Source organism: Roseivivax sp., from assembly GCF_054552075.1.
The window spans coordinates 19,292-43,433 of record NZ_JBTOLZ010000026.1 but is presented as its reverse complement, the minus strand read 5'-3'; the positions used below and the strand labels follow the sequence as shown (position 1 = coordinate 43,433).

The 24,142-nt window shown below is 67.7% G+C and carries 34 protein-coding genes; 30 read left to right on the top strand and 4 right to left on the bottom strand.

The genetic code is table 11. The annotated features are described in order from the left end of the window. Positions 1-31 precede the first annotated feature (31 nt). The 22 genes from ACX938_RS16650 (at position 32) to ACX938_RS16545 (ending at position 13,766) form a co-directional block, all read left to right on the top strand. A complete protein-coding gene (locus ACX938_RS16650) occupies positions 32-226 on the top strand; it encodes a hypothetical protein (protein WP_459431878.1) in 195 nt (64 codons plus the stop codon). A gap of 52 nt (positions 227-278) precedes the next feature. Continuing rightward, the gene (locus ACX938_RS16645) at positions 279-605 is read left to right on the top strand and encodes a type II toxin-antitoxin system death-on-curing family toxin (RefSeq protein ID WP_459431877.1); all 327 of its coding nucleotides are present in this window, start codon (positions 279-281) and stop codon (positions 603-605) included. Positions 606-760: 155 nt separating this feature from the next. Then, positions 761-967: a 50S ribosomal protein L29 gene (rpmC, locus tag ACX938_RS16640; RefSeq protein WP_459431876.1), complete on the top strand. Its 207-nt coding sequence runs from the start codon at positions 761-763 to the stop codon at positions 965-967. A 12-nt stretch (positions 968-979) separates the two neighbouring features. Next, entirely contained in the window at positions 980-1,210 is a 231-nt protein-coding gene (gene rpsQ / locus ACX938_RS16635; protein WP_232754993.1) for a 30S ribosomal protein S17, read from the top strand. Positions 1,211-1,285: 75 nt separating this feature from the next. Continuing rightward, positions 1,286-1,654: a 50S ribosomal protein L14 gene (gene rplN, locus ACX938_RS16630; RefSeq protein WP_232754994.1), complete on the top strand. Its 369-nt coding sequence runs from the start codon at positions 1,286-1,288 to the stop codon at positions 1,652-1,654. After that, complete coding sequence (gene rplX, locus ACX938_RS16625) at positions 1,654-1,959, top strand: 50S ribosomal protein L24 (RefSeq protein WP_232754995.1); 306 nt, start codon at positions 1,654-1,656, stop codon at positions 1,957-1,959. The genes rplN and rplX overlap by 1 nt, the downstream gene beginning before the upstream one ends. Then, positions 1,959-2,519, top strand: a complete 561-nt coding sequence (gene rplE, locus ACX938_RS16620; RefSeq protein WP_232754996.1) for a 50S ribosomal protein L5 — start codon at positions 1,959-1,961, stop codon at positions 2,517-2,519. The genes rplX and rplE overlap by 1 nt, the downstream gene beginning before the upstream one ends. A 14-nt stretch (positions 2,520-2,533) precedes the next feature. Next, positions 2,534-2,839 carry a 30S ribosomal protein S14 gene (gene rpsN, locus ACX938_RS16615; RefSeq protein ID WP_232754997.1) on the top strand — a complete coding sequence of 102 codons (306 nt, stop codon included), beginning with the start codon at positions 2,534-2,536 and terminating at the stop codon, positions 2,837-2,839. A gap of 12 nt (positions 2,840-2,851) precedes the next feature. Next, positions 2,852-3,244 carry a 30S ribosomal protein S8 gene (gene rpsH / locus ACX938_RS16610; protein ID WP_232754998.1) on the top strand — a complete coding sequence of 131 codons (393 nt, stop codon included), beginning with the start codon at positions 2,852-2,854 and terminating at the stop codon, positions 3,242-3,244. 13 nt (positions 3,245-3,257) lie between these two features. Next, positions 3,258-3,791, top strand: coding sequence for a 50S ribosomal protein L6 (gene rplF / locus ACX938_RS16605; RefSeq protein ID WP_232754999.1), 534 nt, complete (start codon positions 3,258-3,260; stop codon positions 3,789-3,791). A gap of 12 nt (positions 3,792-3,803) precedes the next feature. Beyond that, positions 3,804-4,163 (top strand): 50S ribosomal protein L18, encoded by a 360-nt coding sequence (rplR, locus tag ACX938_RS16600; RefSeq protein ID WP_232755000.1) that lies wholly within the window; start codon positions 3,804-3,806, stop codon positions 4,161-4,163. 218 nt (positions 4,164-4,381) lie between these two features. Beyond that, positions 4,382-4,969 (top strand): 30S ribosomal protein S5, encoded by a 588-nt coding sequence (gene rpsE, locus ACX938_RS16595; RefSeq protein WP_232755001.1) that lies wholly within the window; start codon positions 4,382-4,384, stop codon positions 4,967-4,969. 5 nt (positions 4,970-4,974) lie between these two features. After that, positions 4,975-5,163, top strand: coding sequence for a 50S ribosomal protein L30 (rpmD, locus tag ACX938_RS16590; RefSeq protein ID WP_232755128.1), 189 nt, complete (start codon positions 4,975-4,977; stop codon positions 5,161-5,163). 837 nt (positions 5,164-6,000) lie between these two features. Then, complete coding sequence (gene rplO / locus ACX938_RS16585) at positions 6,001-6,468, top strand: 50S ribosomal protein L15 (protein WP_232755002.1); 468 nt, start codon at positions 6,001-6,003, stop codon at positions 6,466-6,468. A gap of 106 nt (positions 6,469-6,574) precedes the next feature. Continuing rightward, on the top strand, positions 6,575-7,939 hold the full coding sequence (gene secY, locus ACX938_RS16580; protein ID WP_232755003.1) for a preprotein translocase subunit SecY: 1,365 nt from the start codon (positions 6,575-6,577) through the stop codon (positions 7,937-7,939). After that, the gene (locus ACX938_RS16575; RefSeq protein WP_459431875.1) at positions 7,936-8,592 is read left to right on the top strand and encodes an adenylate kinase; all 657 of its coding nucleotides are present in this window, start codon (positions 7,936-7,938) and stop codon (positions 8,590-8,592) included. Before secY ends, ACX938_RS16575 begins: the two co-directional genes overlap by 4 nt. Before the next feature lie 454 nt (positions 8,593-9,046). Beyond that, positions 9,047-9,415, top strand: a complete 369-nt coding sequence (gene rpsM, locus ACX938_RS16570) for a 30S ribosomal protein S13 (RefSeq protein ID WP_232755005.1) — start codon at positions 9,047-9,049, stop codon at positions 9,413-9,415. A 15-nt stretch (positions 9,416-9,430) separates the two neighbouring features. Further along, positions 9,431-9,823 carry a 30S ribosomal protein S11 gene (gene rpsK, locus ACX938_RS16565; protein WP_232755006.1) on the top strand — a complete coding sequence of 131 codons (393 nt, stop codon included), beginning with the start codon at positions 9,431-9,433 and terminating at the stop codon, positions 9,821-9,823. A 118-nt stretch (positions 9,824-9,941) separates the two neighbouring features. Continuing rightward, entirely contained in the window at positions 9,942-10,958 is a 1,017-nt protein-coding gene (locus ACX938_RS16560; protein ID WP_232755007.1) for a DNA-directed RNA polymerase subunit alpha, read from the top strand. Between the two features lie 122 nt (positions 10,959-11,080). Beyond that, a complete protein-coding gene (gene rplQ / locus ACX938_RS16555) occupies positions 11,081-11,506 on the top strand; it encodes a 50S ribosomal protein L17 (RefSeq protein ID WP_232755008.1) in 426 nt (141 codons plus the stop codon). A gap of 184 nt (positions 11,507-11,690) precedes the next feature. Beyond that, the gene (locus tag ACX938_RS16550; protein ID WP_459431874.1) at positions 11,691-12,281 is read left to right on the top strand and encodes an exopolysaccharide biosynthesis protein; all 591 of its coding nucleotides are present in this window, start codon (positions 11,691-11,693) and stop codon (positions 12,279-12,281) included. A gap of 135 nt (positions 12,282-12,416) precedes the next feature. Beyond that, positions 12,417-13,766, top strand: coding sequence for a replication-associated recombination protein A (locus ACX938_RS16545; RefSeq protein WP_459431873.1), 1,350 nt, complete (start codon positions 12,417-12,419; stop codon positions 13,764-13,766). 228 nt (positions 13,767-13,994) lie between these two features. Here the strand turns inward: ACX938_RS16545 and ACX938_RS16540 are convergent, their stop codons facing one another. Further along, a complete protein-coding gene (locus tag ACX938_RS16540; RefSeq protein ID WP_459431872.1) occupies positions 13,995-14,951 on the bottom strand; it encodes an L-malyl-CoA/beta-methylmalyl-CoA lyase in 957 nt (318 codons plus the stop codon). Positions 14,952-15,188: 237 nt separating this feature from the next. Here ACX938_RS16540 and dgcN point away from each other — a divergent pair, with 237 nt between their 5' ends. From dgcN to ACX938_RS16525, 3 genes are all read left to right on the top strand, one after another. After that, positions 15,189-16,190: an N-acetyltransferase DgcN gene (gene dgcN / locus ACX938_RS16535; protein ID WP_232755012.1), complete on the top strand. Its 1,002-nt coding sequence runs from the start codon at positions 15,189-15,191 to the stop codon at positions 16,188-16,190. 83 nt (positions 16,191-16,273) lie between these two features. Beyond that, positions 16,274-17,239: an N-acetyl-D-Glu racemase DgcA gene (gene dgcA / locus ACX938_RS16530; RefSeq protein WP_459431871.1), complete on the top strand. Its 966-nt coding sequence runs from the start codon at positions 16,274-16,276 to the stop codon at positions 17,237-17,239. Positions 17,240-17,273: 34 nt separating this feature from the next. Then, positions 17,274-18,137, top strand: a complete 864-nt coding sequence (locus ACX938_RS16525) for a D-amino-acid transaminase (protein WP_459431870.1) — start codon at positions 17,274-17,276, stop codon at positions 18,135-18,137. Position 18,138: 1 nt separating this feature from the next. Here the strand turns inward: ACX938_RS16525 and ACX938_RS16520 are convergent, their stop codons facing one another. Together ACX938_RS16520 and ACX938_RS16515 are read right to left on the bottom strand one after the other, a co-directional pair. Beyond that, the gene (locus tag ACX938_RS16520) at positions 18,139-19,170 is read right to left on the bottom strand and encodes a DUF5671 domain-containing protein (RefSeq protein ID WP_459431869.1); all 1,032 of its coding nucleotides are present in this window, start codon (positions 19,168-19,170) and stop codon (positions 18,139-18,141) included. Between the two features lie 3 nt (positions 19,171-19,173). Next, a complete protein-coding gene (locus tag ACX938_RS16515) occupies positions 19,174-19,488 on the bottom strand; it encodes a DUF1244 domain-containing protein (RefSeq protein WP_459431868.1) in 315 nt (104 codons plus the stop codon). A 226-nt stretch (positions 19,489-19,714) separates the two neighbouring features. Between ACX938_RS16515 and pyk the strand changes: the two genes are divergently transcribed. The 4 genes from pyk to rplT all read left to right on the top strand — a co-directional run bounded on the left by pyk (position 19,715) and on the right by rplT (position 22,135). Then, positions 19,715-21,160 (top strand): pyruvate kinase, encoded by a 1,446-nt coding sequence (gene pyk, locus ACX938_RS16510; protein WP_459431867.1) that lies wholly within the window; start codon positions 19,715-19,717, stop codon positions 21,158-21,160. 34 nt (positions 21,161-21,194) lie between these two features. After that, positions 21,195-21,416, top strand: a complete 222-nt coding sequence (locus ACX938_RS16505; RefSeq protein ID WP_232755018.1) for a hypothetical protein — start codon at positions 21,195-21,197, stop codon at positions 21,414-21,416. Positions 21,417-21,540: 124 nt separating this feature from the next. Then, complete coding sequence (rpmI, locus tag ACX938_RS16500) at positions 21,541-21,741, top strand: 50S ribosomal protein L35 (protein WP_232755019.1); 201 nt, start codon at positions 21,541-21,543, stop codon at positions 21,739-21,741. Between the two features lie 28 nt (positions 21,742-21,769). Next, positions 21,770-22,135 carry a 50S ribosomal protein L20 gene (gene rplT / locus ACX938_RS16495; RefSeq protein WP_459431866.1) on the top strand — a complete coding sequence of 122 codons (366 nt, stop codon included), beginning with the start codon at positions 21,770-21,772 and terminating at the stop codon, positions 22,133-22,135. A 100-nt stretch (positions 22,136-22,235) separates the two neighbouring features. Here rplT and ACX938_RS16490 read toward each other — a convergent pair whose 3' ends face one another. Further along, the gene (locus tag ACX938_RS16490) at positions 22,236-22,901 is read right to left on the bottom strand and encodes an SGNH/GDSL hydrolase family protein (protein WP_459431865.1); all 666 of its coding nucleotides are present in this window, start codon (positions 22,899-22,901) and stop codon (positions 22,236-22,238) included. A gap of 162 nt (positions 22,902-23,063) precedes the next feature. Between ACX938_RS16490 and pheS the strand changes: the two genes are divergently transcribed. Continuing rightward, on the top strand, positions 23,064-24,137 hold the full coding sequence (gene pheS / locus ACX938_RS16485; RefSeq protein WP_232755022.1) for a phenylalanine--tRNA ligase subunit alpha: 1,074 nt from the start codon (positions 23,064-23,066) through the stop codon (positions 24,135-24,137). Positions 24,138-24,142 lie beyond the last annotated feature (5 nt).

The window sequence follows — 24,142 nt, the reverse complement described above, 5'->3', positions numbered from 1 at the left end:
TCTGAAAACCTGAGACCAACGGATCCGACCCATGGCCAACTCGAGAGAAGACATCCGCAAGGAGCCTGTGAAGGGCGGCGTTGTCGCTCGCGGCTCGCAGAGCGGGCGCTTCGTCTCGGTCGAAACCGAGGAAGGCACCTCGCATGCCTCGGAAAAGAGCCTCGCAACGCTCAGGGAGGTTTCGACGCGGCGCCGCGCTGCGCTGAAACGGCTCGCGGATCGCTAGGCGCCACTATCGCGTCACGCTGGCGGATGCCATCGAGGCCCATGACGAGGCCATGGCGATCCAGGGCCGGCCGGGCATCGCCAGCCTTCACCTGATCGAATCCGCCCTCGCGCGCCCTTATTCGGGCTACCACCGGCGCATCGAGGCCAAGGCGGCCGCGCTCCTGCACAGTTTCGTCGGAAACCACGGCTTCGTGGACGGCAACAAGCGCACGGCCTGGCTTCTGGTCGAGCTGTTCATCGAACGCAGCGGCTATCGGCTCGCCATTCCCGACGATGCCCCCATCGACGACCTGGTCGTGGCGGTGGCGGAAGGGGCGCTTGGCGTCGAGGATCTGAAGCTCTGGTTCGGCACCAGACTGGAGCGCAAGGCGCAATAGCGGGCGCCCAGGCGGCGCCCGCCAAAACAAGGCTTGCGCCAAACCCCGATCCCGGTTAGGTGGCACCCTCATCCACGGACTCCACCGGAATCAGGGTGACCCTGCGGGCTACGCGGGCAGGGGCCTTCCGGTGATGTTGAAAAGGAAAGGGCGCCATGAACGCCAGCGAACTCCGTGACAAGACCCCGGACGAACTCCGGGACCAGCTTGTCCTGCTCAAGAAAGAGGCCTTCAACCTGCGCTTCCAGCAGGCCACCGGCCAGATCGAGAACACCGCGCGCATGAAGCTCGTGCGCCGGGACGTCGCGCGGATCAAGACCGTGCTGAACGAGAAGGCCGCCGCAGCGGCCTCCGCGGAATAAGGGGAACGGACCATGCCCAAGCGTATCCTTCAAGGCACCGTGACCTCGACGGCGAACGCCCAGACCGTGACGGTCTCGGTCGAGCGCCGCTTCAAGCACCCCGTGCTGAAGAAGACCATCCGGAAATCGAAGAAGTACCGCGCCCACGACGAGGCCGGCTCGATCCAGGTGGGTGATTCCGTGCGCATCATCGAATGCGCGCCGAAGTCGAAGACCAAGCGCTGGGAGGTGATCGCCGAATAAGGCGCATCATCTTCCGGTTTTAGCGAAACCCTGGGGGCGACAACAGAACACCCCTCAAAGGTCGGGAGAAACCACATGATCCAGATGCAGACCAATCTGGATGTCGCTGACAACTCCGGCGCGCGCCGGGTGCAGTGCATCAAGGTCCTGGGTGGTTCCAAGCGCAAGTACGCTTCCGTGGGCGACATCATCGTCGTCTCGGTCAAGGAAGCCATCCCGCGCGGCCGCGTGAAGAAAGGTGACGTCCGCAAGGCCGTCGTCGTGCGCACCGCCAAGGAGGTCCGTCGCGAAGACGGCACCGCCATCCGCTTCGACCGCAACGCCGCCGTCATCCTGAACAACACGGGCGAGCCTGTCGGCACCCGTATCTTCGGGCCGGTCGTGCGCGAGCTGCGGGCGAAGAACTTCATGAAGATCATCTCGCTTGCTCCGGAGGTGCTCTAATGGCCGCGAAACTCCGCAAGGGCGACAAGGTCGTCGTGCTCACCGGCAAGGACAAGGGCAAAGAGGGTGAGATCACCTCTGTCGACCCGAAAGCCGGCAAGGCCGTCGTCGAGGGCGTGAACATGGCCGTGCGCCATCAGCGCCAGACCCAGACCAACCAGGGCGGCCGTCAGCCGAAGGCGCTGCCGATCGACCTGTCGAACCTCGCCATCGTCGACAAGAACGGCAAGGCCACCCGCGTCGGCTTCCGCGAGGAAGACGGCAAGAAGGTGCGTTACGCCAAGACCACGGGGGATGCGATCTGATGCTCGATACCCAGAACTACACCCCGCGTCTCAAGGCGCTCTACCGGGACGAGGTCCGGGCCAAGCTCCGCGAGGAGTTCGGCTACACCAACGACCTGCAGATCCCCTTCCTCGAGAAGATCACCCTGAACATCGGCTGCGGTGCCGAGGCGGTGCGTGACAGCAAGAAGGCGAAATCGGCTCAGGAAGACCTGACCAAGATCGCCGGTCAGCACGCGGTCGTCACGAAGGCGAAGAAGTCCATCGCGGGCTTCCGCGTCCGTGAGGAAATGCCGCTCGGCGCCAAGGTGACCCTGCGCCATGCCCGCATGTACGAGTTTCTCGATCGTCTGATCACCGTCGCGATGCCCCGGATCCGGGACTTCCGCGGTGTGAAGCCGTCCTTCGACGGCCGTGGCAACTTCGCCATGGGCATCAAGGAACACATCGTCTTCCCCGAGATCGACTTCGACAAGGTCGACGAGGTCTGGGGCATGGACATCAACATCACCACGACCGCGAAGACCGACGCGGAAGCCAAGGCGCTGTTGAAGCACTTCAACATGCCGTTCAACGCATAAGGGGATTCTGAACTATGGCGAAGAAATCCATGGTTGAGCGCGAGAAGAAGCGTCAGCGCCTCGTGGCCAAATACGCCGAGAAGCGTGCTGCGCTGAAGGAAATCGCGAACGACGAAGCGAAGCCGATGGAAGAGCGGTTCAAAGCACGGCTGAAGCTCGCAGAGCTGCCGCGCAACTCCTCGCCGACCCGGCTTCACAACCGCTGTCAGCTCACGGGGCGTCCGCACGCCTATTACCGCAAGCTGAAGATCAGCCGCATCATGCTCCGCAACCTCGGTTCGCAGGGCCTGCTGCCCGGCATGGTCAAGTCGAGCTGGTAAGGAGGTCCTGAGATGAACGATCCTATCGGCGATATGCTGACCCGCATCCGCAACGCGCAGCTGCGGGGCAAGTCCACCGTCTCGACGCCGGCGTCCAAGCTTCGCGCCTGGGTGCTCGATGTCCTGGCCGACGAAGGCTACATCCGCGGCTACGAGAAGGGCACCGACGAGCGCGGTCACCCGACGCTCCAGATCGCCCTCAAGTACTACGAGGGTGCGCCCGTCATCCGCGAGCTGACCCGCGTCTCCAAGCCGGGCCGCCGCGTCTACCTGGGCGTGACCGACATTCCGCAGGTCCGCCAGGGCCTGGGCGTGTCGATCGTCTCGACCCCCAAGGGCGTGATGTCGGATGCCAATGCACGCGCGGCCAATGTCGGCGGCGAAGTGCTCTGCACGGTATTCTAAGGAGGTCCTGAGCATGTCTCGTATTGGTAAGAAGCCGGTCGAACTGCCCTCGGGGGTCTCCGCCTCCGTGTCGGGTCAGACGATCGAAGTGAAGGGCCCCAAGGGCACGCAGAGCTTCACCGCCACCGACGACGTCACCATCGTCGTCGAAGGCGACACGGTCTCCGTGTCGCCGCGCGGCAAGTCGAAGCGCGCCCGCCAGCAGTGGGGGATGGCCCGCACCATGGTCGCGAACCTGGTGCATGGCGTCCAGGAGACCTTCAAGAAAGAGCTGGAGATCCAGGGCGTGGGTTACCGGGCGCAGGTTCAGGGCAATGTCCTGAAGCTGAACCTCGGCCTCAGCCACGACGTGGATTTCCCCATTCCGGACGGTGTGACTGTCACCGCGGCGAAGCCGACGGAGCTCGTGGTCGAAGGCCACGACGCCCAGCAGGTCGGCCAGGTCGCGGCGAACATCCGTGATTGGCGGCGTCCCGAGCCCTACAAGGGCAAGGGCATCCGCTACAAGGGTGAGTACATCTTCCAGAAGGAAGGCAAGAAGAAGTAAGGACGCAAGGACATGGCTAACAGCAAACGTGACCTGTTCCGCAAACGCCGCCTGCGCGTCCGGAACAAGCTTCGCAGCGCAAATTCGGGCCGTGCCCGCCTTTCGGTGCATCGCTCGAACAAGAACATCAGCGTTCAGCTGATCGACGACGTCAACGGCCGGACCCTGGCCGCGGCCTCCTCCATGGAGAAGGCGCTTGGCGTGGTCGGCAAGAACGACCTCGAAGCGGCCCAGAAGGTCGGCGCGGCGATTGCCGAGCGGGCCAAGAAGGCCGGTGTCGAGGAAGCCTATTTCGACCGTGGGGGCTTTCTGTTCCACGGCCGTGTGAAGGCGCTGGCAGATGCCGCTCGCGAGGGTGGCCTGAAGCTCTGATATGTGAGGGCCGGGGGTTCCCGGCCTTCGCGTCATGTCCCGGGCCGGATCCTCGCGATCGCGGCCCGGGGTGCATTCTCCCGCAGCCGGCCTTGCCGGCACTAGGGGGACCGCAAGGGTAGGCGGGTCCGCCCGCCTCGATGATCGGGGCACCGGAGCGATCCGGGCACTTCGATTGGAACATCGCGCTGCGGCGCAGAGAAGAACAGGAATGCCAGATGGCAGAACGTGAGAACAGAGGGCGTGGCCGTCGCGATCGCGACGAAGCGCCGGAATTCGCAGATCGCCTTGTCGCGATCAACCGCGTGTCGAAGACCGTGAAGGGCGGCAAGCGCTTCGGCTTCGCAGCGCTCGTCGTGGTCGGCGACCAGAAGGGCCGCGTCGGCTTCGGCAAGGGCAAGGCCAAGGAGGTCCCCGAGGCCATCCGCAAGGCCACCGAGCAGGCCAAGCGTGGCATGATGCGCGTGCCGCTGCGCGAGGGCCGCACCCTGCACCACGACGTCGAGGGCCGCCACGGCGCGGGCCGGGTCGTGATGCGGACCGCCCCCCAGGGTACCGGGATCATCGCCGGTGGTCCGATGCGTGCCGTCTTCGAGATGCTGGGCGTTCAGGACGTGGTCGCCAAGTCGGTGGGCTCGCAGAACCCCTACAACATGATCCGCGCGACGCTGAACGGCCTGTCGCGTGAGGCCAGCCCCCGCCAGGTGGCGCAGCGTCGCGGCAAGAAGGTCGCCGACATCCTGCCCAAGCGGGACGAGGCCCCGGATCACGGTGATCCGCAGACCCACCTCGCCGAGGAGGCATGAGCACCATGGCAAAGACCATCGTCGTCAAGCAGATCGGCAGCCCGATCCGCCGCCCCGAGAAGCAGCGCCAGACGCTGATCGGCCTGGGGCTGAACAAGATGCACAAGACCCGCGAGCTCGAGGACACCCCCTCGGTGCGCGGCATGATCGCCAAGATCCCGCATCTGGTGGAGATCGTCGAAGAGCGCGGCTGAGCCCGCCCTTCGGATCTTGCGAATGAGCTATGAAAGGCGCGCTCCGAGAGGGGCGCGCCTTTTGCGTGTTGGGTGCGCGGTGGGGGCGGGGCTGCGCTACTCGGGAGCAGGGAGCAGGGAGCAGGGAGCAGGCAGCAGGCAGCAGGCAGCAGGCAGCAGGGAGCAGGGAGCAGGGGCTTGGGTCGGCTTGACTGTTGTCTCGACGGTCAATCGGGGGGCGCCTCTCCGATCGCCAAAAGAACCACCAGTCACAACTGTTGGCCGCCGCTCCCCAGAATCCCCCCTCGCCACCATCCCCAACAGAGGGCGCGCTCCGGACCGGGGGCCGGCGCTGCTGTCCTCTGAGCTGCGCGCTTTATCCCAGCAAGGTCAGGACTAGGGCTGATCTAGGCACGCCACCCCAAGGAGCGCCGGCCCAAGGGGCCGGTCCGGCGCGCGCCCGGCACCTTCGGTGCTGTTCGGGCGCAAGAGGCGCTGGGGTGATCCGCGTGGCGCGAGAAGACCAGAGTGCAGGGGACACACGCGCGTCGCTCGGAAAGGTCCGCATGGTTCTGTCCCAGCCGATTGCCGCTTGAATACGTTGCACCAAGCGCAACCCGCGCCCAGCACCAAACCCCGCACCACCGCACTCAATCCCGCGACCGCACTCCCCCGTCACCCCGCCCCGCCACAACGTCACCGGGAATTCTGCCACGCATCCCCGCGCCTGCCCTTGAACCGCCTGCCCACCCCGTCTATACGCCCCCGGTGATCTCTGAGGATCACACCGACCACATCTGAAAACGCCGCGTTTGGCCCATCCGTCGCTGGGGGCCACATCCGGCAAGGAGAAGCGACATGAAACTCAACGAACTGCGCGACAACGAAGGCGCCAACCGCCGCAAGAAGCGTATCGGCCGCGGCCCGGGCTCGGGCGTCGGCAAGATGGGCGGCCGCGGCATCAAGGGCCAGAAGTCCCGTTCGGGCGTGGCCATCAACGGCTACGAGGGCGGCCAGATGCCGCTCTACCAGCGCCTGCCGAAGCGCGGCTTCAACAAGCCCAACCGCAAGACCTTCGCCGTCGTGAACCTCGGCATCATCCAGAAGTTCATCGAGGCCGGCAAGCTCGACGCGGGCAAGCCGATCGACGAGGACGCACTGGTCGCCTCCGGCGTCGTGCGCCGCAAGCTCGACGGCATCCGCGTGCTCGCCAAGGGCGACATCTCGTCCAAGGTCTCGCTGACCGTCACCGGCGCCTCGAAGTCGGCTGTCGCCGCGGTCGAGAAGGCCGGCGGTTCGATCACCACGGCTCAGGCGGCCGAATAAAGGTTGTGGGCGGCCCGCGCGCCGCTTACATCCGTTAGCAGTTTCCGACGCCGCCTCAGCCCCTCAAGGCTCGGGGCGGCGTTTGACCGAATAGAGAGACCGCTTCATGGCATCTGCTGTCGAACAAATGGCCGCGAATACGAGCTGGTCCGCGCTCGCATCGGCCACCGACCTTCGCAAACGCATCTTCTACACGCTGGCGCTGCTCTGCATCTTCCGCCTCGGCACCTTCATCCCGGTGCCCGGGATCGACGGGCAGGCGCTTCGGGAATTCATGGAAGGCGCGCAGTCGGGCATCGGCGGCATCCTGACCATGTTCACCGGCGGCGCGCTGGGACGCATGGGCATCTTCGCCCTGGGCATCATGCCCTATATCTCGGCCTCGATCATCGTGCAGCTCCTGGCCTCCATGGTGCCGGCGCTCGAGCAGCTCAAGAAAGAGGGCGAGCAGGGGCGCAAGAAGATCAACCAGTACACCCGCTACGGCACGGTGCTCCTGGCGACCTTCCAGGCCTACGGTCTGGCTGTGAGCCTGGAAGCGGGCGACCTGGTGACCGATCCCGGCTGGTATTTCCGCGCCGCGACCGTGATCACCCTGGTCGGCGGCACGATGTTCCTGATGTGGCTCGGTGAGCAGATCACCGCGCGCGGCGTCGGCAACGGCATCTCGCTGATCATCTTCGTCGGCATCATCGCCGAGGTTCCCGCCGCCCTGGCGCAGTTCTTCGCCTCGGGCCGTTCGGGCGCCATCAGCCCGGCCGTGATCATCGGCGTGATCCTCATGGTGGTGGCGGTGATCACCTTCGTGGTCTTCATGGAGCGGGCGCTCCGCAAGATCACCATCCAGTATCCGCGCCGCCAGGTCGGCATGAAGATGACCGAGGCGCAGAACAGCCACCTGCCGGTCAAGGTAAATCCCGCGGGCGTGATCCCGGCGATCTTCGCCTCCTCGCTCCTGCTGCTGCCGGTCACGGTCTCGACCTTCTCGGGCGAGGGCAGCACCGGTCCGGTGATGTCGACGCTCCTGGCCTATTTCGGCCCCGGGCAGCCGCTCTACCTGCTGTTCTTCGCGGCGATGATCGTCTTCTTCGCCTATTTCTATACCTTCAACGTCTCGTTCAAACCCGATGACGTGGCCGACAACCTGAAGAAGCAGAACGGCTTCGTGCCGGGCATCCGTCCGGGCAAGCGGACCTCGGAATACCTCGAATACGTGGTGAACCGCGTGCTGGTGCTGGGCTCGGCCTATCTGGCCTTCGTCTGCCTCCTGCCCGAGATCGTCCGCAGCCAGTTCGCGATCCCCTTCTACTTCGGCGGCACCTCGGTTCTCATCGTGGTGAGCGTGACGATGGACACCATTCAGCAGGTGCAGAGCCACCTCCTCGCGCATCAATACGAAGGTCTTATTCAGAAGTCGCAGCTCCGCGGTAAGGGTAAGACCCGCAAGAGAAAAGGACCGCAGCGCCGATGAACATCATTCTTCTCGGACCGCCGGGTGCCGGCAAAGGCACCCAGGCCCGCCACCTCGTCGATGGCCGTGGCATGACCCAGCTCTCGACCGGCGACATGCTGCGCGAAGCCAAGGACTCGGGCACCGAGATGGGCCAGGTCGTGGCCGATGTGATGGCCAAGGGCGAGCTGGTGACCGACGAGATCGTGATCGGCCTGATCCGCGAGAAGCTGCAGGGCGAGAAGACCGCGGGCTTCATCTTCGACGGCTTCCCGCGCACGCTCGCCCAGGCCGACGCGCTTGGGGCGCTCCTGGCCGAACAGGGCGAGAGCCTCGATGCGGTGATCGAGATGCGCGTCGACGACGAGGCGCTGGTCGAGCGCATCACCGCGCGGTCGACCTGCGGCAACTGCGGCGAGGTCTACAACGACAAGACCAAGCCGATCCCCTCGGATGGCGTCTGCTCGAACTGCGGCGAAAAGGCCGAGTTCAAGCGCCGCGCCGACGACAACGCCGAAAGCCTCAAGCAGCGGCTGATGGAATACTACAAGAAGACCTCGCCGCTCCTGGGCTACTACTACGCCAAGGGCCAGCTCGAGCGGGTCGACGGCCTGGGCGACATCTCCGAGGTGCAATCGGCAATCGCCGGCGTGCTTGACGCCACGGCATCTTGAACAATTTCTGCGGATGCACAGTTATCGCCTTGGAATGAGCGACCGCGCATTCCCTTCGTAAGGCACAGCCAAAGACGGTTTCTGAAAGGCGTCCGGTCCCCCTCCCGGGCGCCTTTCTCGTTAGGGCGCGCGGGCGCCTCGCGGATCATCGCGGCGGGAGCGGGGCAGGGGCCTTGCCGGACCGGGCACCGCGCCCCATATCCCTGCCCGAGGCCGCACCCCGCCGGCGATCTTCGCGGGTCGGCGGCGGGGCTTCGCCTGAGGGCTTGACCCCCCGGTCAAATCACACTACCCACCGGCATCTCCGAAAGGGGAATCGCCTTTTGCGGCGTGTTTTCCGACCGCCGCAAGACCACCTGATCGACAATTGGCCCGCGGGCGTCGCCGCCCAAGGGCCTTGTGTTGTGAAAAAAGGTTCTGGAGCTACGGAACCGCAACTAGAGGACATAGAGACTTGGCACGTATTGCCGGCGTCAACATCCCGACGAACAAACGGGTGCCCATCGCACTCACCTACATCCACGGCATCGGCCCGAACTCCGCCCAGGAGATCTGCCAGGCCGTCAACATCGACGCGACCCGTCGCGTGAACGAGCTGAGCGACGCCGAAGTCGTCGCCATGCGCGAGCACATCGACGCGAACTACACCGTCGAGGGCGACCTGCGCCGTGAGGTTCAGATCAACGTCAAGCGCCTGATGGACCTTGGCTGCTACCGCGGCCTGCGCCATCGTCGCAACCTCCCCGTGCGCGGTCAGCGCACCCACACCAATGCCCGCACCCGCAAGGGCCCGGCCAAGCCGATCGCTGGCAAGAAGAAGTAAGGGAGGCTCGCAACAATGGCACGTGATACCCGTCGCGGAGGCAAGAAGAAGGTCTCCAAGAACATTGCAGCTGGCGTCGCCCATGTGAACTCCAGCTTCAACAACACCAAGGTCCTGATCTCGGACGTGCAAGGCAACGCGATCTCCTGGTCGTCCGCCGGCACCATGGGCTTCAAGGGCTCGCGCAAGTCGACGCCTTACGCCGCGCAGCTCGCGGCCGAGGACGCCGGCAAGAAGGCGCAGGAGCACGGCGTCAAGACCCTCGAGGTCGAGGTGCAGGGCCCCGGTTCGGGCCGCGAATCCGCGCTGCGCGCGCTCGCCGCTGTCGGCTTCAACATCACGTCGATCCGCGACGTGACGCCGATCGCGCACAACGGCTGCCGCCCGCCCAAGCGTCGCCGCGTCTGATACGGACGTTTTCTTGTCCGGGGCCCGGCATCTGTCCGGGCCCCGGACCTCGCGTTTCTTAACCTCGGGCGTCTCGAGCCTTTCGGACATGGGGTCGAGACAGGAATGGAGGTCATACATGATCCACAAGAATTGGGCAGAGCTCATCAAGCCGACCCAGCTTGATGTTCGTCCCGGCAACGAACCGGCCAAATCCGCGACCCTGGTCGCCGAACCGCTCGAGCGCGGCTTCGGCCTGACGCTCGGCAACGCGCTGCGCCGGGTTCTCCTGTCGTCGCTGCAGGGCGCGGCGATCACCTCGGTGCAGATCGACAACGTGCTGCACGAGTTTTCCTCGGTCGACGGCGTCCGCGAGGATGTGACCGACATCGTCCTGAACCTCAAGGCCGTCTCGCTGAAGATGGAGGTCGAGGGGCCGAAGCGGCTGTCGATTTCGAAAAAGGGCCCCGGCGTCGTCACCGCCGGCGACATCTCGGAATCGAACGGCATCGAGGTCCTGAACAAGGACCACGTGATCTGCCACCTGGACGAGGGCGCAGAGCTCTACATGGAGCTCACCGTCAACCAGGGCAAAGGTTACGTCTCGGCCGACAAGAACAAGCCCGAGGATGCGCCCATCGGCCTGATGCCGATCGACGCGATCTATTCCCCGGTCAAGAAGGTCGCCTATGACGTGCAGCCCACCCGCGAGGGCCAGGTGCTGGACTACGACAAGCTGACCATGAAGATCGAGACCGACGGCTCGGTCAGCCCCGAGGACGCCATCGCCTTCGCGGCGCGCATCCTGCAGGACCAGCTGTCGATCTTCGTCAACTTCGACGAGCCGGAAAGCGCCCAGCGTCAGGACGACGACGACGGCCTCGAGTTCAACCCGCTTCTGCTGAAGAAGGTCGACGAGCTCGAACTGTCGGTGCGTTCGGCCAACTGCCTGAAGAACGACAACATCGTCTATATCGGCGACCTGATCCAGAAGACCGAAGCCGAGATGCTCCGCACTCCGAACTTCGGCCGCAAGTCGCTGAACGAGATCAAGGAAGTGCTCTCGGGCATGGGCCTGCATCTCGGCATGGACGTCGAGGACTGGCCGCCGGACAACATCGAGGATCTCTCGAAGAAGATGGAAGACCAGTTCTGAGACATGCCCGTCCGGGTGGCCCACCCGCCCGGACGCCGCATCGGGTCGCATGACCCCAAGGAGAGCGGCCTCACCACGCATGGGCCGCCGGACAAAGCAAAACGAACCTAGGAGACACGACAATGCGTCACGCAAAAGGCTACCGTCGCCTCAACCGCACCCATGAGCACCGCAAGGCGCTCTGGGCCAACATGGCCGGCTCGCTGATCGAGCACGAGCAGATCAAGACGACCCTGCCGAAGGCCAAGGAACTGCGCCCGATCGTCGAGAAGCTGATCACGCTCGGCAAGCGCGGCGATCTGCACGCCCGCCGCCAGGCCGCAGCGCAGCTCAAGCAAGATGCCCACGTCGAGAAGCTTTTCGAAGTGCTGGGCCCCCGCTACGCCGAGCGTCAGGGCGGCTACATCCGCGTCCTGAAGGCCGGCTTCCGCTATGGCGACATGGCGCCCATGGCCATCATCGAGCTCGTGGACCGCGATCCCGAGGCGAAAGGCGCGGGCGACAAGGCCCGTCTCGAGGCCGAAGAGGCCTTCGCCGACGAGGAGTGATCCCCGGGGCGCGCGTTCCGCGCCCGACCGATCTTCCTGGCCCCGCCGGTTCCCCCGGCGGGGCCTTTTCTTTTCCGGCCCTTTTCCGCGCCCCGCATGGCCCCTCGCGGGCCTCCGCACTGGCAGCGGCGCGCGGAATGCCTATCTGTCCCCGGCGAGGACGCAACGAAAGGACAGGCCCCCCGTGCAGCGCACGCACAGCATCGAGGATGTCTTCGACCGGATCGAGGCGGCCACCGGCGACGGGCGGCTGACCCTGGGCGAGGCGGTGGACGCGCTTGGCGGGCGCGGCTACGGGCCCTTCCTCTTCCTGCCCGCGCTCCTGGAGATCACGCCTTTCGGCGGCATCCCCGGCGTGCCGACGCTGCTGGCGCTGCTGATCAGCCTTTTCGCGGTGCAGATCGCCCTTGGCCGCGACCGGATCTGGGCGCCCGCCGTGCTGCGCGCCCGCTCGGTCGAGGGGGAGCGTCTGCACCAGGCCATCGAGATGCTGCGCCCCGCCGGGCAGCGCGTCGAGCGCTGGTTCCCCGGCCGCCTGCCGATGCTGGTGCGCGGCCCGGTGCGGCGGCTCGCGGCGCTGGTGGTGGTGACGCTCTGCCTGACCGTCCCGGCGCTGGAGCTGGTGCCCTTCGCCAGCACCGCGCCGATGGCGGCGATCGCGATGATCGGCCTGGCGCTGACCCTGCGCGACGGGCTCCTCATGGCGCTGGGGTTTGCGCTCTCGGCGGGCGCGGTCGGGGTGATCGTCTGGGCGCTCCTGAGGCTGCCGATCTGAGCGACGCCCCTTGCCCGCGCGCTTGCAAAGCCCGCGGGCGGGCGACATATCTCGGCCCATGACCTGTTTCCGGCCCTTGCCCCGCGCCGCCGCCGCCCCTTCGCGCCCCCGCGCCGCGCGAGAGGCGCGCCGCTGATGGGCGATCTCTTCGACAGCGACCCCGCGCCCGAGCGCCCCGGCCCCGAGACGCCCCAGTCCCGCGCCGCGGGCCCCGACCGCGCGCCGCGCCCCCTGGCCGACCGGCTCCGGCCGCAAAGCCTCGACGAGGTGATCGGCCAGGACCAGATCCTCGGGGACGACGGCCCCCTGCGGGTCATGCTCGACGGCGGCGCGCTCGGCTCGATCGTCTTCTGGGGCCCGCCCGGGGTCGGCAAGACCACCATCGCGCGGCTTCTGGCGCATGAGACCGACCTGGAGTTCGTGCAGATCAGCGCGATCTTTTCCGGCGTGGCCGAACTGCGCAAGGTCTTCGACGCCGCCCGCCAGCGCCGCCGGGCGGGGCAGGGGACGCTGCTCTTCGTCGACGAGATCCACCGCTTCAACAAGGCCCAGCAGGACAGCTTCCTGCCGCATATGGAAGACGGCACCATCCTGCTCGTCGGCGCCACCACCGAGAACCCGAGCTTCGAGCTGAACGCGGCGCTTCTGTCGCGCGCCCAGGTCATGGTGCTGACCCGCCTTGAAGAGCCGGACCTGGCCGACCTCCTGGCGCGCGCCGAGGCGGAACTGGGCGCGCCCCTGCCGCTCGACGAGGGCGCGCGCCGGGCGCTTCTGGAGATGGCCGACGGCGACGGACGGGCGCTTCTGAACCTGGTCGAACAGATCGCCGCCTGGAGCACCGAGGCGCCGCTCGGCCGCGAGGCGCTGTCGAAGCGGCTGATGCGGCGCGCGGCGCAATACGACAAGTCCGGCGACGGCCATTACAACCTGATCTCGGCGCTGCACAAATCGGTGCGCGGCTCGGACCCCGATGCCGCGCTCTACTGGTTCGCGCGGATGCTCGAGGCCGGCGAGGACCCGCGCTACCTGGCGCGGCGGCTGACCCGCATGGCGGTCGAGGACATCTGCCTGGCCGATCCCGAGGCGCAAAGGGTCTGCCTCGAGGCCTGGCAGAGCTACGAGCGCCTCGGCTCGCCCGAGGGCGAGCTGGCGCTGGCCAACGCGGTGATCTACCTGGCGCTCGCGCCGAAATCGAACGCCGCCTACAGCGCCTACAAGGCCGCCCGCGAGGCGGCGCGGAAATCCGGCTCGGCGCCGCCGCCGAAACACATCCTGAACGCGCCGACCAAGCTCATGTCGGAGCAGGGCTACGGCGCGGGCTACGCCTATGACCACGACCAGGACGAGGCCTTCTCGGGCCAGAACTACTTTCCCGAAGGCATGGCGCGCCCGGAGTTCTACCGCCCCGTGGAGCGCGGCTTCGAACGCGAACTGAAGAAGCGCCAGGACTACTTCGCCCGCCTCCGCCGCGAGCGCGGCGGCTGACCGCGCGCCGCGCCGCCGCCCACAGCCAGAAACACCCGCCCAGCAAAAAAGCGCGCCCCGCAAAGGCGCGCATTCCACACTCACCACCCGCAGCCCGCCCGCTGGGCCAAAAGCACGCCGCCCCCTGCCTTCAGCGTGGCGAAAATACCTCGGGAGCGCGAGGGCAGAGCCCTCGCCGCCCGGGCACCGGGCGCCAGCACGCCCGGACAACCGGCCCCAGACCGAAGCTTACTTCCCGATCATCTCCGCCTGCCGCACGATCACCTCGGCCTGCTTGATCGAGGCGATGTCGACCAGCCGCCCCTTGTAGACCGTCGCGCCTTCGCCACGGGCCTTGGCGGCCTCCATGGCCTCGAGGATCTCGCGGGCCTCGCCGATGGCCTCGGCGGTGGGCGTGAAGACCTCGTTCGACAGCGCCACCTGCTTGGGGTGGATCGCCCATTTGCCGACCATGCCCAGGGTGGCCGAGCGGCGCGCCTGGGCGCGGAAACCTTCCTCGTCGGAGAAATCGCCGAAGGGCCCGTCGACCGGCAGCACGCCGTGGGTGCGGCAGGCGGCGACGATATTGGCCTGGGCCCAGTGCCAGGGATCGGCCCAGTAGTTCTGCCCTTCGCGGTGCATGTAGTAGCCCTCCTGGGTGCCGCCGATGCCGGTGGTGGCCATGCCCATGGAGGCCGCGAAATCCGCCGCGCCGAGGCTCATGGCCTGCAGCCGGGGCGAACCGGCGGCGATCTCCTCGACATGGGCGATGCCGGCGGCCGATTCGATGATCACCTCGAAGCCGAGCCGCCGCCCGCGACCCGCGGCGGCCTCGGCGGCGGTCACCAGCGCGTCGACGGCGTAGAGATCGCCGGCCGTGCCGACCTTGGGGATCATGATCAGGTCGAGCCGGTCGGGCGCCTCCTCGACCAGGGCCAGCACGTCGCGGTACCAATAAGGCGTGTCGAGCCCGTTGATCCGCACCGAGAGGGTCTTCTCGCCCCAGTCGATGTCGCCGATCGCCTGCACGACGTTCTTCCGGGCCTCGGCCTTGTCGTCGGGGGCGACGGAATCCTCGAGGTCGAGGTTGATGACATCGGCCTCCGAGGCCGCCATCTTCTCGAAGATCGCGGGCCGCGAGCCGGGGCCGAAGAGCTGGCAGCGGTTGAGCCGGGCGACGGGCGCGGGTTGGATGCGGAACGACATGGGGCCTCCACCTTGGTAAGGAAATTACATATGCGTCAGCATTTGCGATATTATCTTGCGAGCGCTTCTGCAACCGGATTTTGCAGACGCAGAAACTGCGCGGCGTCACGCAAGATCGTCCCGGCATCTCTGGACAAGCCGGGACAATCCCCCGATCCCACCGGGGATTTCGCGCAGAATTCCGCAAGACATTCCGCGCCGCTCCGCTAGGTTTGGCGCAAAGAACAGGAGAGAGTGATGATCGAGACACCCTATCTGCTTTTCCTCGGCGATGCGCCCGATCCGCTGGCGGCCAAGGTCGCCCAGGGCATCAAGGACTGGCGGCCCGAGAACTGCGTCGGCCAGCTGCGCCTCGAGGGCTGCCAGGCGGATATGGGGCTCACCGACATGACGCTCGAGGAGGCCCGCGCCGCCGGCGCCAAGACGCTGGTGATCGGCGTGGCCAACCGCGGCGGGGTGATTTCCCAGGCCTGGAAAGAGGTGCTGCTGGCGGCGCTCGATGCGGGTTTCGACATCGCCAGCGGGCTGCACAATCTGCTGCACGACGAGGCGGACCTCGCCGCCCGCGCCGAAGAGCGCGGCCGCGCGCTGCACGACGTGCGGGTGCCCGAGGTGCAATACCCGATCGCCGACGGCAAGAAGCGCCAGGGCAAGCGGGTGCTGGCCGTGGGCACCGATTGCTCGATCGGCAAGATGTACACCGCGCTGGCGCTGGACGCCGAGATGAAGAAACAGGGCATGAAGTCCTCCTTCCGGGCGACCGGCCAGACCGGCATCCTGATCACCGGCGAGGGCGTGCCGCTCGACGCGGTGGTGGCCGACTTCATGGCCGGGGCGGTGGAATGGCTGACGCCCGACAACGACCCGGACCACTGGGACGTGATCGAAGGGCAGGGCAGCCTCTATCACGTCTCCTACTCGGGCGTGACCATGGCGCTCATTCACGGCGGCCAGCCGGATGCGCTGATCCTCTGCCACGAGCCGACCCGCACCCATATGCGCGGGCTGCCCGACTACAGCCTGCCGAGCCTCGAGGAGCTGCGCGAGCTGTCCCTGACGCTGGCGCGGGTGGCGAACCCGGCCTGCCAGGTGGTGGGCATCTCGGTGAACACCAAGGCGCTCTCGGACGAGGAAGCCGACAGCTACCTGGCCGGCCTCGAAGAGCGGCTGGGCCTGCCGGCGGTCGATCCCTACCGCCACGGCGCGGGCAAGCTGGTCGCGGCGCTGGCCAAGGTCTGAGCCGCGCAGCCCGGGCGTCCTGCGTGGCGCCCGGCTATCGCATCGGACAAGGGAATTCAGCCAGGATCGAACAGGGGGTCGAGATGACCATCGAAGTGACGCGCGACGTCTTCCGCCTCGCCGAGGCCTTCACCATCAGCCGGGGCTCGCGCACCGAGGCCAAGGTGCTGACCGTCCGGGTCACCCGCGACGGCGTGACCGGGCAGGGCGAATGCGTGCCCTATGCGCGCTACGGCGAAACGCTGGACAGCGTGGCGGCCGAGATCGAGGGGCTCGACCCCGGGATCACCCGCGCCGCGCTGCAGAAGGCGCTGCCCGCGGGCGCCGCGCGCAACGCGGTCGACTGCGCGCTCTGGGACCTCGAGGCCAAGGCTGCGGGCAAACGCGTCTGGGAGCTGGCGGGCCTTGCCGCCCCGGGCCCCGAGATCACCGCCTACACGCTGTCGCTCGACACGCCCGAGAAGATGGAGGCCTCGGCCCGCAAACACGGCCACCGCCCGCTTCTGAAGATCAAGCTCGGCACGCCCGACGACATGGCCCGGCTCGAGGCCGTGCGGCGCGGCGCCCCCGAGGCGCGGATCATCGTCGACGCCAACGAGGGCTGGACCGCCGAGGTCTATTCCGAGCTGGCCCCGCATCTGGCCCGGCTGGGCGTCGCGCTGGTCGAACAGCCGCTGCCCGCGGGCGAGGACGAGGCGCTGATCGGGCTCGACCGCCCGGTGCCGCTCTGCGCCGACGAAAGCTGCCACGACCGCGCTTCGCTGCCCGAGCTCGAGGGCAAATACGACGTCGTGAACATCAAGCTCGACAAGACCGGCGGGCTGACCGAGGCCTTGGCCCTGCGCGAGGACGCCCGGGCGCGCGGCTACGGCGTGATGGTCGGCTGCATGGTCGGCTCGAGCCTGGCCATGGCGCCCGCGACGCTGGTCGCCCAGGGCGCGCAGGTGACCGATCTTGACGGCCCCCTGCTTCTGGCCGAAGACCGCAACACGCCGCTGCGCTTCGACGAAGCGGGCGTGCACCCGCCCGAGGCGGCGCTCTGGGGCTGAGCGCGGCCGCCGCATCGATCAAGGAGAGACCCGCATGACCCGCACCGTCTACGTGAACGGCGACTACCTGCCCGAGACCGAGGCCAAGGTCTCGATCTTCGACCGGGCCTTCCTGATGGCCGATGGCGTCTACGAGGTGACAAGTGTGCTCGACGGCAAGCTCATCGACTTCCCGGGCCACGCCAAGCGGCTGGAGCGGTCGCTCTCCGAGCTGGACATGCCGAACCCGGTGACCACCGAGGAGCTGCTCGAGATCCACCGCGAGCTGGTGGCGCGCAACGGCATCGAGGAGGGGCTGGTCTACCTGCAGATCACCCGCGGCGCGCCCGCCGACCGCGACTTCGCCTTCCCCGACCCCGAGACCACGCCGCCGACCATCGTGCTCTTCACCCAGAACAAGCCGGGGCTGGCCGCGAGCCCGGTGGCCGACAAGGGCATCAAGGTCATCTCCATCGAGGACCAGCGCTGGGGCCGCCGCGACATCAAGACGGTGCAGCTTCTCTACCCCTCGATGGGCAAGATGATGGCCAAGAAGGCCGGGGCGGATGACGCCTGGATGGTCGAGGACGGCTTCGTCACCGAGGGCACCTCGAACAACGCTTATATCGTCAAGGGCAACACCATCGTGACCCGGGCGCTGTCGAACGACATCCTGCACGGGATCACCCGCGCCGCCGTCCTGCGTTTCGCCGAAGAGGCGCAGATGCAGGTCGAGGAGCGGAACTACTCCATCGAGGAAGCCAAGACCGCCGACGAGGCCTTCATCACCTCGGCCTCGACCTTCGTGATGCCGGTGGTCGAGATCGACGGCGCTCCGGTCGGCGCGGGCACGCCCGGCCCCAAGGCCCGCCGCCTGCGCGAGATCTACCTCGAGGAAAGCCGCAAGGCCGCGGTCTGATCTAGCCCGCCCCGAGGTCGACCTGCTGGTAGAGGCAGCCGGTCTCGGGGTCGAAGCTGCCGGCGCGGCCGCTCAGCCGCTCGGGCAGCTCGAACTCCGCGCAAAGCCGGTATTCGCCGGGGTTCAAGACCTCGTAGCGATAGGGCGCCTCGGTGAAGGGATCGCTGCGGCGGGTGTCGTAGTGGCAGCTCTCGCCTGGCGACAGGTCCTCGGGCAGGGCGTCGCCGCCGGTTGCCGCCTTGCAGGCCACCAGGCTCGTGAGCCCCAGAAGGTCCGAGAACCGCGCCTCGTCGCGGGCCTCGGCGCGGCCCTGGCCGGGGCCGCCGACCTGCCAGAAGGCCGATGCCACCAGGATCAGCGCCAGCCCACCTAGGCCCGCGACCGCCAGCCGGTCCGGGGCCGGGCGGCGCGCCTCGGCCATGAGCCCGCGGATGTAGAGAAAGACCAGCCCCGCCGCGAGCGCCACCAGAAGCGCCTTGGCCAGGAAGCGCGGTGTCAGCTCCCCGGAAAGGAAGGCATAGAGCACCGCCACCGCATCGCCGATCAGCGCCGCGGCGGCCAGAAGCAGCAGCACATGCCCGAGCCAGGCGCGGCTGCGCGACCGCGCCCCCGCCGGATCGCCCTGCCGGTTGGTGACCATGCGCCGGTCGAGCAGCAGGAACAGCGGCACGAAGATCACCAGGTTGGCGATGGCCCACCGCATGGTGCCGCTGAAGCCGCCGTAACGCGGCGCATCGGCGGGATCGGGAAACCAGCGGCCGATCAGCGAAAAGCCCAGCGTGACGAGATAGCCGATGCTGACGCCCAGCGACAGGAACATCAGCGCGTAAAGGAACGCCTCGCGCGCCCCGAGCGCCGGGCCCGGGCGCGGCACCGGCTGGCCTTCGGGCCCCTCGGCCCAGGCGTCGAGCGCGGCGCGGGTCTCGGCCTCGGACCAGCCGGCGCCGGTCAGCGCGCGGGTGATCTCGGCCCGAGAGGTGCCCCGGGCCAGCGCCTCGCGCACGTAGTCGTCGCGCCGGACCTCGGGGCGCATGGCTCAGCCCTTCTTGCCGACGTTCTGGTCGAAGGCGGTCTGGAAGGCCTCCTGTTTCTCGGGCGCGGCCTCGGTCTGGTAGTTGGCCTTCCACTCGGCCATGGTCATGCCGTAGAAAATCTCGCGCGCCTCGTCCTTCTGCATCTCGATGCCGCGTTCCTGGGCGGCCTCCTGGTACCAGCGCGACAGGCAGTTCCGGCAGAAGCCCGCGAGGTTCATCATGTCGATGTTCTGGACGTCGGTGCGCTCTTCCATCAGGTGCTGGCGCAACCGGCGGAAGGCGGCGGCTTCAAGCTCGGTGCGGGTTGTATCGTCCATCGCGGCCTCCTACTGACGCTTTGGTCATAGGTCGGATGTTTTGGGCATCGGCGCAAGGGGCGGGTCATGCCGCTGTCGCAGTGCCCTGCGATGGGCAGGGCGGGGCCCCGCCGGGCTTGCATCCGGCGCCCGGCTTCGGTTGGAGTTGAGGCGCGAGACGAGATGCGTCATAAGCGCGGTGACTGATAGCGGTAACGGCGCGAAGCGCGGACAGGAGCAGGACGATATGAGACGGATGCGTAACGTGAAGATCGTGGCCACGCTGGGCCCGGCCTCTTCGACCTACGAGATGATCCGCGCGCTGCACGAGGCGGGGGCGGATGTCTTCCGGCTCAACATGAGCCACGGCACCCACGAGGAAATCGCCGAGCGGCACGCGATCATCCGCCAGGTCGAGGAAGACCTCGGCACCACCATCGGCATTCTGGCCGACCTGCAGGGCCCGAAGCTGCGCGTCGGCGCCTTCGCCAAGGGCGAGGAGGAGCTCGAGGAAGGCCAGTCCTTCCGGCTCGACCTCGACAGCGCCAAGGGCGACGCCAAGCGCGTGACCCTGCCGCATCCCGAGATCTTCCAGGCGCTCGAGCCCGGCGCCTCGCTGCTGGTCAACGACGGCAAGATCCGCCTCAAGGTCGAGGCCTGCGGCAAGGATTTCGCCGATTGCACCGTGGTGGTCGGCGGCACCATCTCGAATCGCAAGGGCGTGAACGTGCCCGACGTGGTGCTGCCGCTGGCGGCGCTTTCCGAGAAGGACCGCACCGATCTGGAGTTCGTGGCCGACCTCGGCGTCGAATGGCTGGCGCTCTCCTTCGTGCAGCGCGCCGCCGACGTGGAAGAGGCGCGCCGGCTCGCCAAGGGCCGCGCCGCGATCCTGTCGAAGATCGAGAAGCCCGCGGCCGTGAAGGCCTTCGACGAGATCCTCTATGCCTCGGACGGCATCATGGTCGCGCGCGGCGACCTGGGCGTCGAGCTGCCGGTGCAGAACGTGCCGCCGATCCAGAAGCGCCTGATCCGCAAGTGCCGCGCCGCGGCCAAGCCGGTGATCGTCGCGACCCAGATGCTCGAATCGATGATCGAGAGCCCGATGCCGACCCGCGCCGAGGTCTCCGACGTGGCCACCGCGATCTACGAGGGTTCGGACGCGATCATGCTCTCGGCGGAATCGGCGGCGGGTGACTACCCGATCGAGGCGGTGACGACGATGAACAACGTCGCCTGCGAGGTCGAAAGCGACCCGACCTACACCGAGATTATCGAGGCCTCGCGCCTCGCCGACAAGCGCAGCGTCGCCGACGGCATCGTCGCCGCCGCCCGCGAGATCGCCGAGAGCGCCAAGGTCAAGGCGATCTGCTGCTACACCCAGTCGGGCACCACGGCGCTCCTGGTGGCGCGCGAACGCCCGCGGGTGCCGATCCTGGCGCTGTCCTCCTCGAAGTCGACGGCGCGGCGGCTGGCGCTGACCTGGGGCACCAAATGCGTGACCATCGGCCCGCTCGACCGGTTCAAATCGGCGGTGGTCGATGCCGCCAAGGCGGCGCGCGAGCTGGAATATGCCACCACCGAGGATCTGATCGTGGTGACCGCCGGGGTGCCCTTCAACACCACCGGCACGACCAACATCCTGCGCGTGGCGCCCTGCGACGAACGTTTGATCTACGCCACCGACCCGGAATAACCTGTGTCCCGGTAAGCGGGACGGGGGCAGGGCGATGACGCCGGATATCGCGCTGGCGCTGGGGGTCTTCTTCCTGGCGCTGGCGATCACCTCGGGGCTGGCCGCCCTGAGCGAGGGGCGGCGGCCCTACGTGGCGCTCCTCTTGCTGATCGGGGCGGGTGCCGCGGGGGTGCACGCCTGGCAGGCGACCGAGGGCGGGCTGGTCCTGGCCGATGTGCCCATGGCCTTTTACCGCATCATCGCCAGCCTGCGCTGATCGCTTTCACCGAAGACTTGCAATCGCATCGGACCGCTTGTAAGGGGGCGGCTCTGACGTCGCGCGGCCGGCCAGGTGGCATTGCCGAGTTGCGTGGAACGACGCTCAAGCCAAGGAGATGGAAATGCCCAAGATGAAGACCAAGTCGAGCGCCAAGAAGCGCTTCAAGATCTCGGCCCGCGGCAAGGTGATCGCGGCTCAGGCCGGGAAACGCCACGGCATGATCAAACGCACGAACAAGTTCATCCGCGACGCGCGCGGCACGACGACCCTGTCGGAGCCCGACGCAAAGATCATCAAGGGCTATATGCCCTACGATCGCTGATCCCACGGATACGAGAAGGAGCTAGATCATGTCTCGAGTCAAAGGTGGGACCACGACCCACGCCCGTCACAAGAAGATCACCAAGGCAGCCAAGGGTTACTACGGCCGCCGCAAGAACACCTTCAAGGTCGCCACGCAGGCGGTCGACAAGGCGAACCAATACGCCACGCGCGACCGCAAGAACCGCAAGCGCAATTTCCGCGCGCTGTGGATCCAGCGGATCAACGCCGCGGTGCGTGCGCATGACGAATCGCTGACCTACTCGCGCTTCGTGAACGGCCTGTCGAAGGCCGGCATCGAGGTCGACCGCAAGGTGCTGGCCGATCTCGCCGTGCACGAGCCCGACGCCTTCGGCGCGATCGTCGACAAGGCGAAGGGCGCGCTGGCTGCATAAGCGCCGGGCACTGATCGCAGATCATCGAAAGCCGCTCCCTCCAGGGGGCGGCTTTTTTCTTTGGGGGATGCCGGGGGCGGTGTCCGCCCGCCGGGCGGCCTCACCGCAGCGCCGGATCGGCGGCGCGCATCGCTTCGGCCAGATGCGCGGCGATCCGGGCGGAGCCCTGGGGCGAGGGATGCAGCCGGTCGGGCGCGAATAGCTCGGCGCGCTCAGGCGGCATGACCGCGCCCATGTCGGCCAGGACCACGCCGGGATCGGCCTCCGCCATGGCGGTGAGCCGCTCGGCCAGAACGTCGTAGGGCCTGCGGCAGATCGTGCCGGCGTAGATCGGCGAGGTGTAGTAATCCGCCCAGAGGACCCGCGCGCCCTTGGCCCTCTGCGCCGCGACCAGCTCCGCGATGGCGCCGGAGCGGCCGTCGGGCGACAGGAGCCGGTCGAGCACCGCGCCGCAGTCGTTGCAGCCGCAGTCCCCGCGCAGGTCGTTGCCGCCGCCGTCGAGCACCACCCAGGTGGGCGAGACGCCGGTGAGCTGGTTGGGGATGCTGAGCGCCCCGCGCGCGCGGGTGACGCGGGCCAGCGGCAGGGAGACGTCGCCCACCGGCTGGCCGAGCCGCGCCTCCAGGCCATCGGCGACCGAGGCGCCCTCAATCCGGTTCCAGGCCATGATGGAATCGCCCGCGACCACGATCTCGGCGCCGGGCGGCACGCCGCGCCCGCAGGCGCTGGCGAGACACAGGAGGGCGGCGATCAGGAGCGGGCGCATGGCATTCTCCGGGAGGGGGCTCGGGTCGGGCTCTGCCTGAGGCACCTAGCGCGATTGCCCGCAAGGGCAGGGGCCGCGCCCCGCGCGTGACCCGGGATTGTCCGCTTGAAGCAGGCCAAGCGGCGCTGTAGCAGGGGCCGCGAGCATGTGAGGGGCCCCGCAATGGAAGATCTGCGTCAGAAATACATCGACCGCATCGCGCAGGCCGGCGACGAGGACAGCCTCGAGTCGCTGCGCGTCGAGGCGCTCGGCAAGAAGGGCGAAATCAGCCTGAAGATGCGCGAGCTGGGCAAGATGTCGCCCGAGGAGCGCAAGACCGCGGGCCCCGCGCTGAACGCGCTCAAGGACGAGATCAACAGCGCGCTGGCCGCCAAGAAGGAGGCCCTGGGCGATGCCGCGCTCGAGGCGCGGCTGCAGGAGGAATGGCTCGACGTGACGCTGCCCGGGCGCAGCCGGCGGGCGGGCTCGATCCACCCGATCAGCCAGGTCACCGAGGAGGTCACCGCGATCTTCGCCGACATGGGTTTCGCGGTTGCCGAGGGCCCCCAGATCGACACCGACTGGTATAATTTCGACGCGCTGAACATCCCCGGCCACCACCCCGCGCGGGCCGAGATGGACACCTTCTACATGCACCGCGACGAGGGCGACAATCGCCCGCCGCATGTGCTGCGCACCCATACCTCGCCGGTGCAGATCCGGCACATGGAGAAGCACGGCGCGCCCTGCCGGATCATCGCGCCGGGCCGGGTCTACCGGGCCGATTACGACCAGACCCATACGCCGATGTTCCACCAGGTCGAGGGGCTGGCCATCGACCGCGAGATCTCCATGGCCAACCTCAAGTGGGTGCTCGAGGAGTTCTTCGCCGCCTTCTTCGAAGTGAAGGGCATCAAGACCCGCTTCCGGGCCTCGCATTTCCCCTTCACCGAGCCCTCCGCCGAGGTCGACATCCAGTGCTCCTGGGAGGACGGCCAGCTGAAGATCGGCGAGGGCGACGGCTGGCTCGAGGTCCTGGGCTCGGGCATGGTGCACCCCAAGGTGCTGGAGGCCGCGGGCGTCGATCCCAAGGCCTGGCAGGGCTTTGCCTTCGGCATGGGCATCGACCGGATCGCCATGCTGAAATACGGCATCCCGGACCTGCGCGCCTTCTTCGACAGCGACCTGCGCTGGCTGCGCCACTACGGTTTCTCGGGGCTGCAGGTGCCGACGCTGCACGGCGGTCTGTCGCGCTGAGGGCG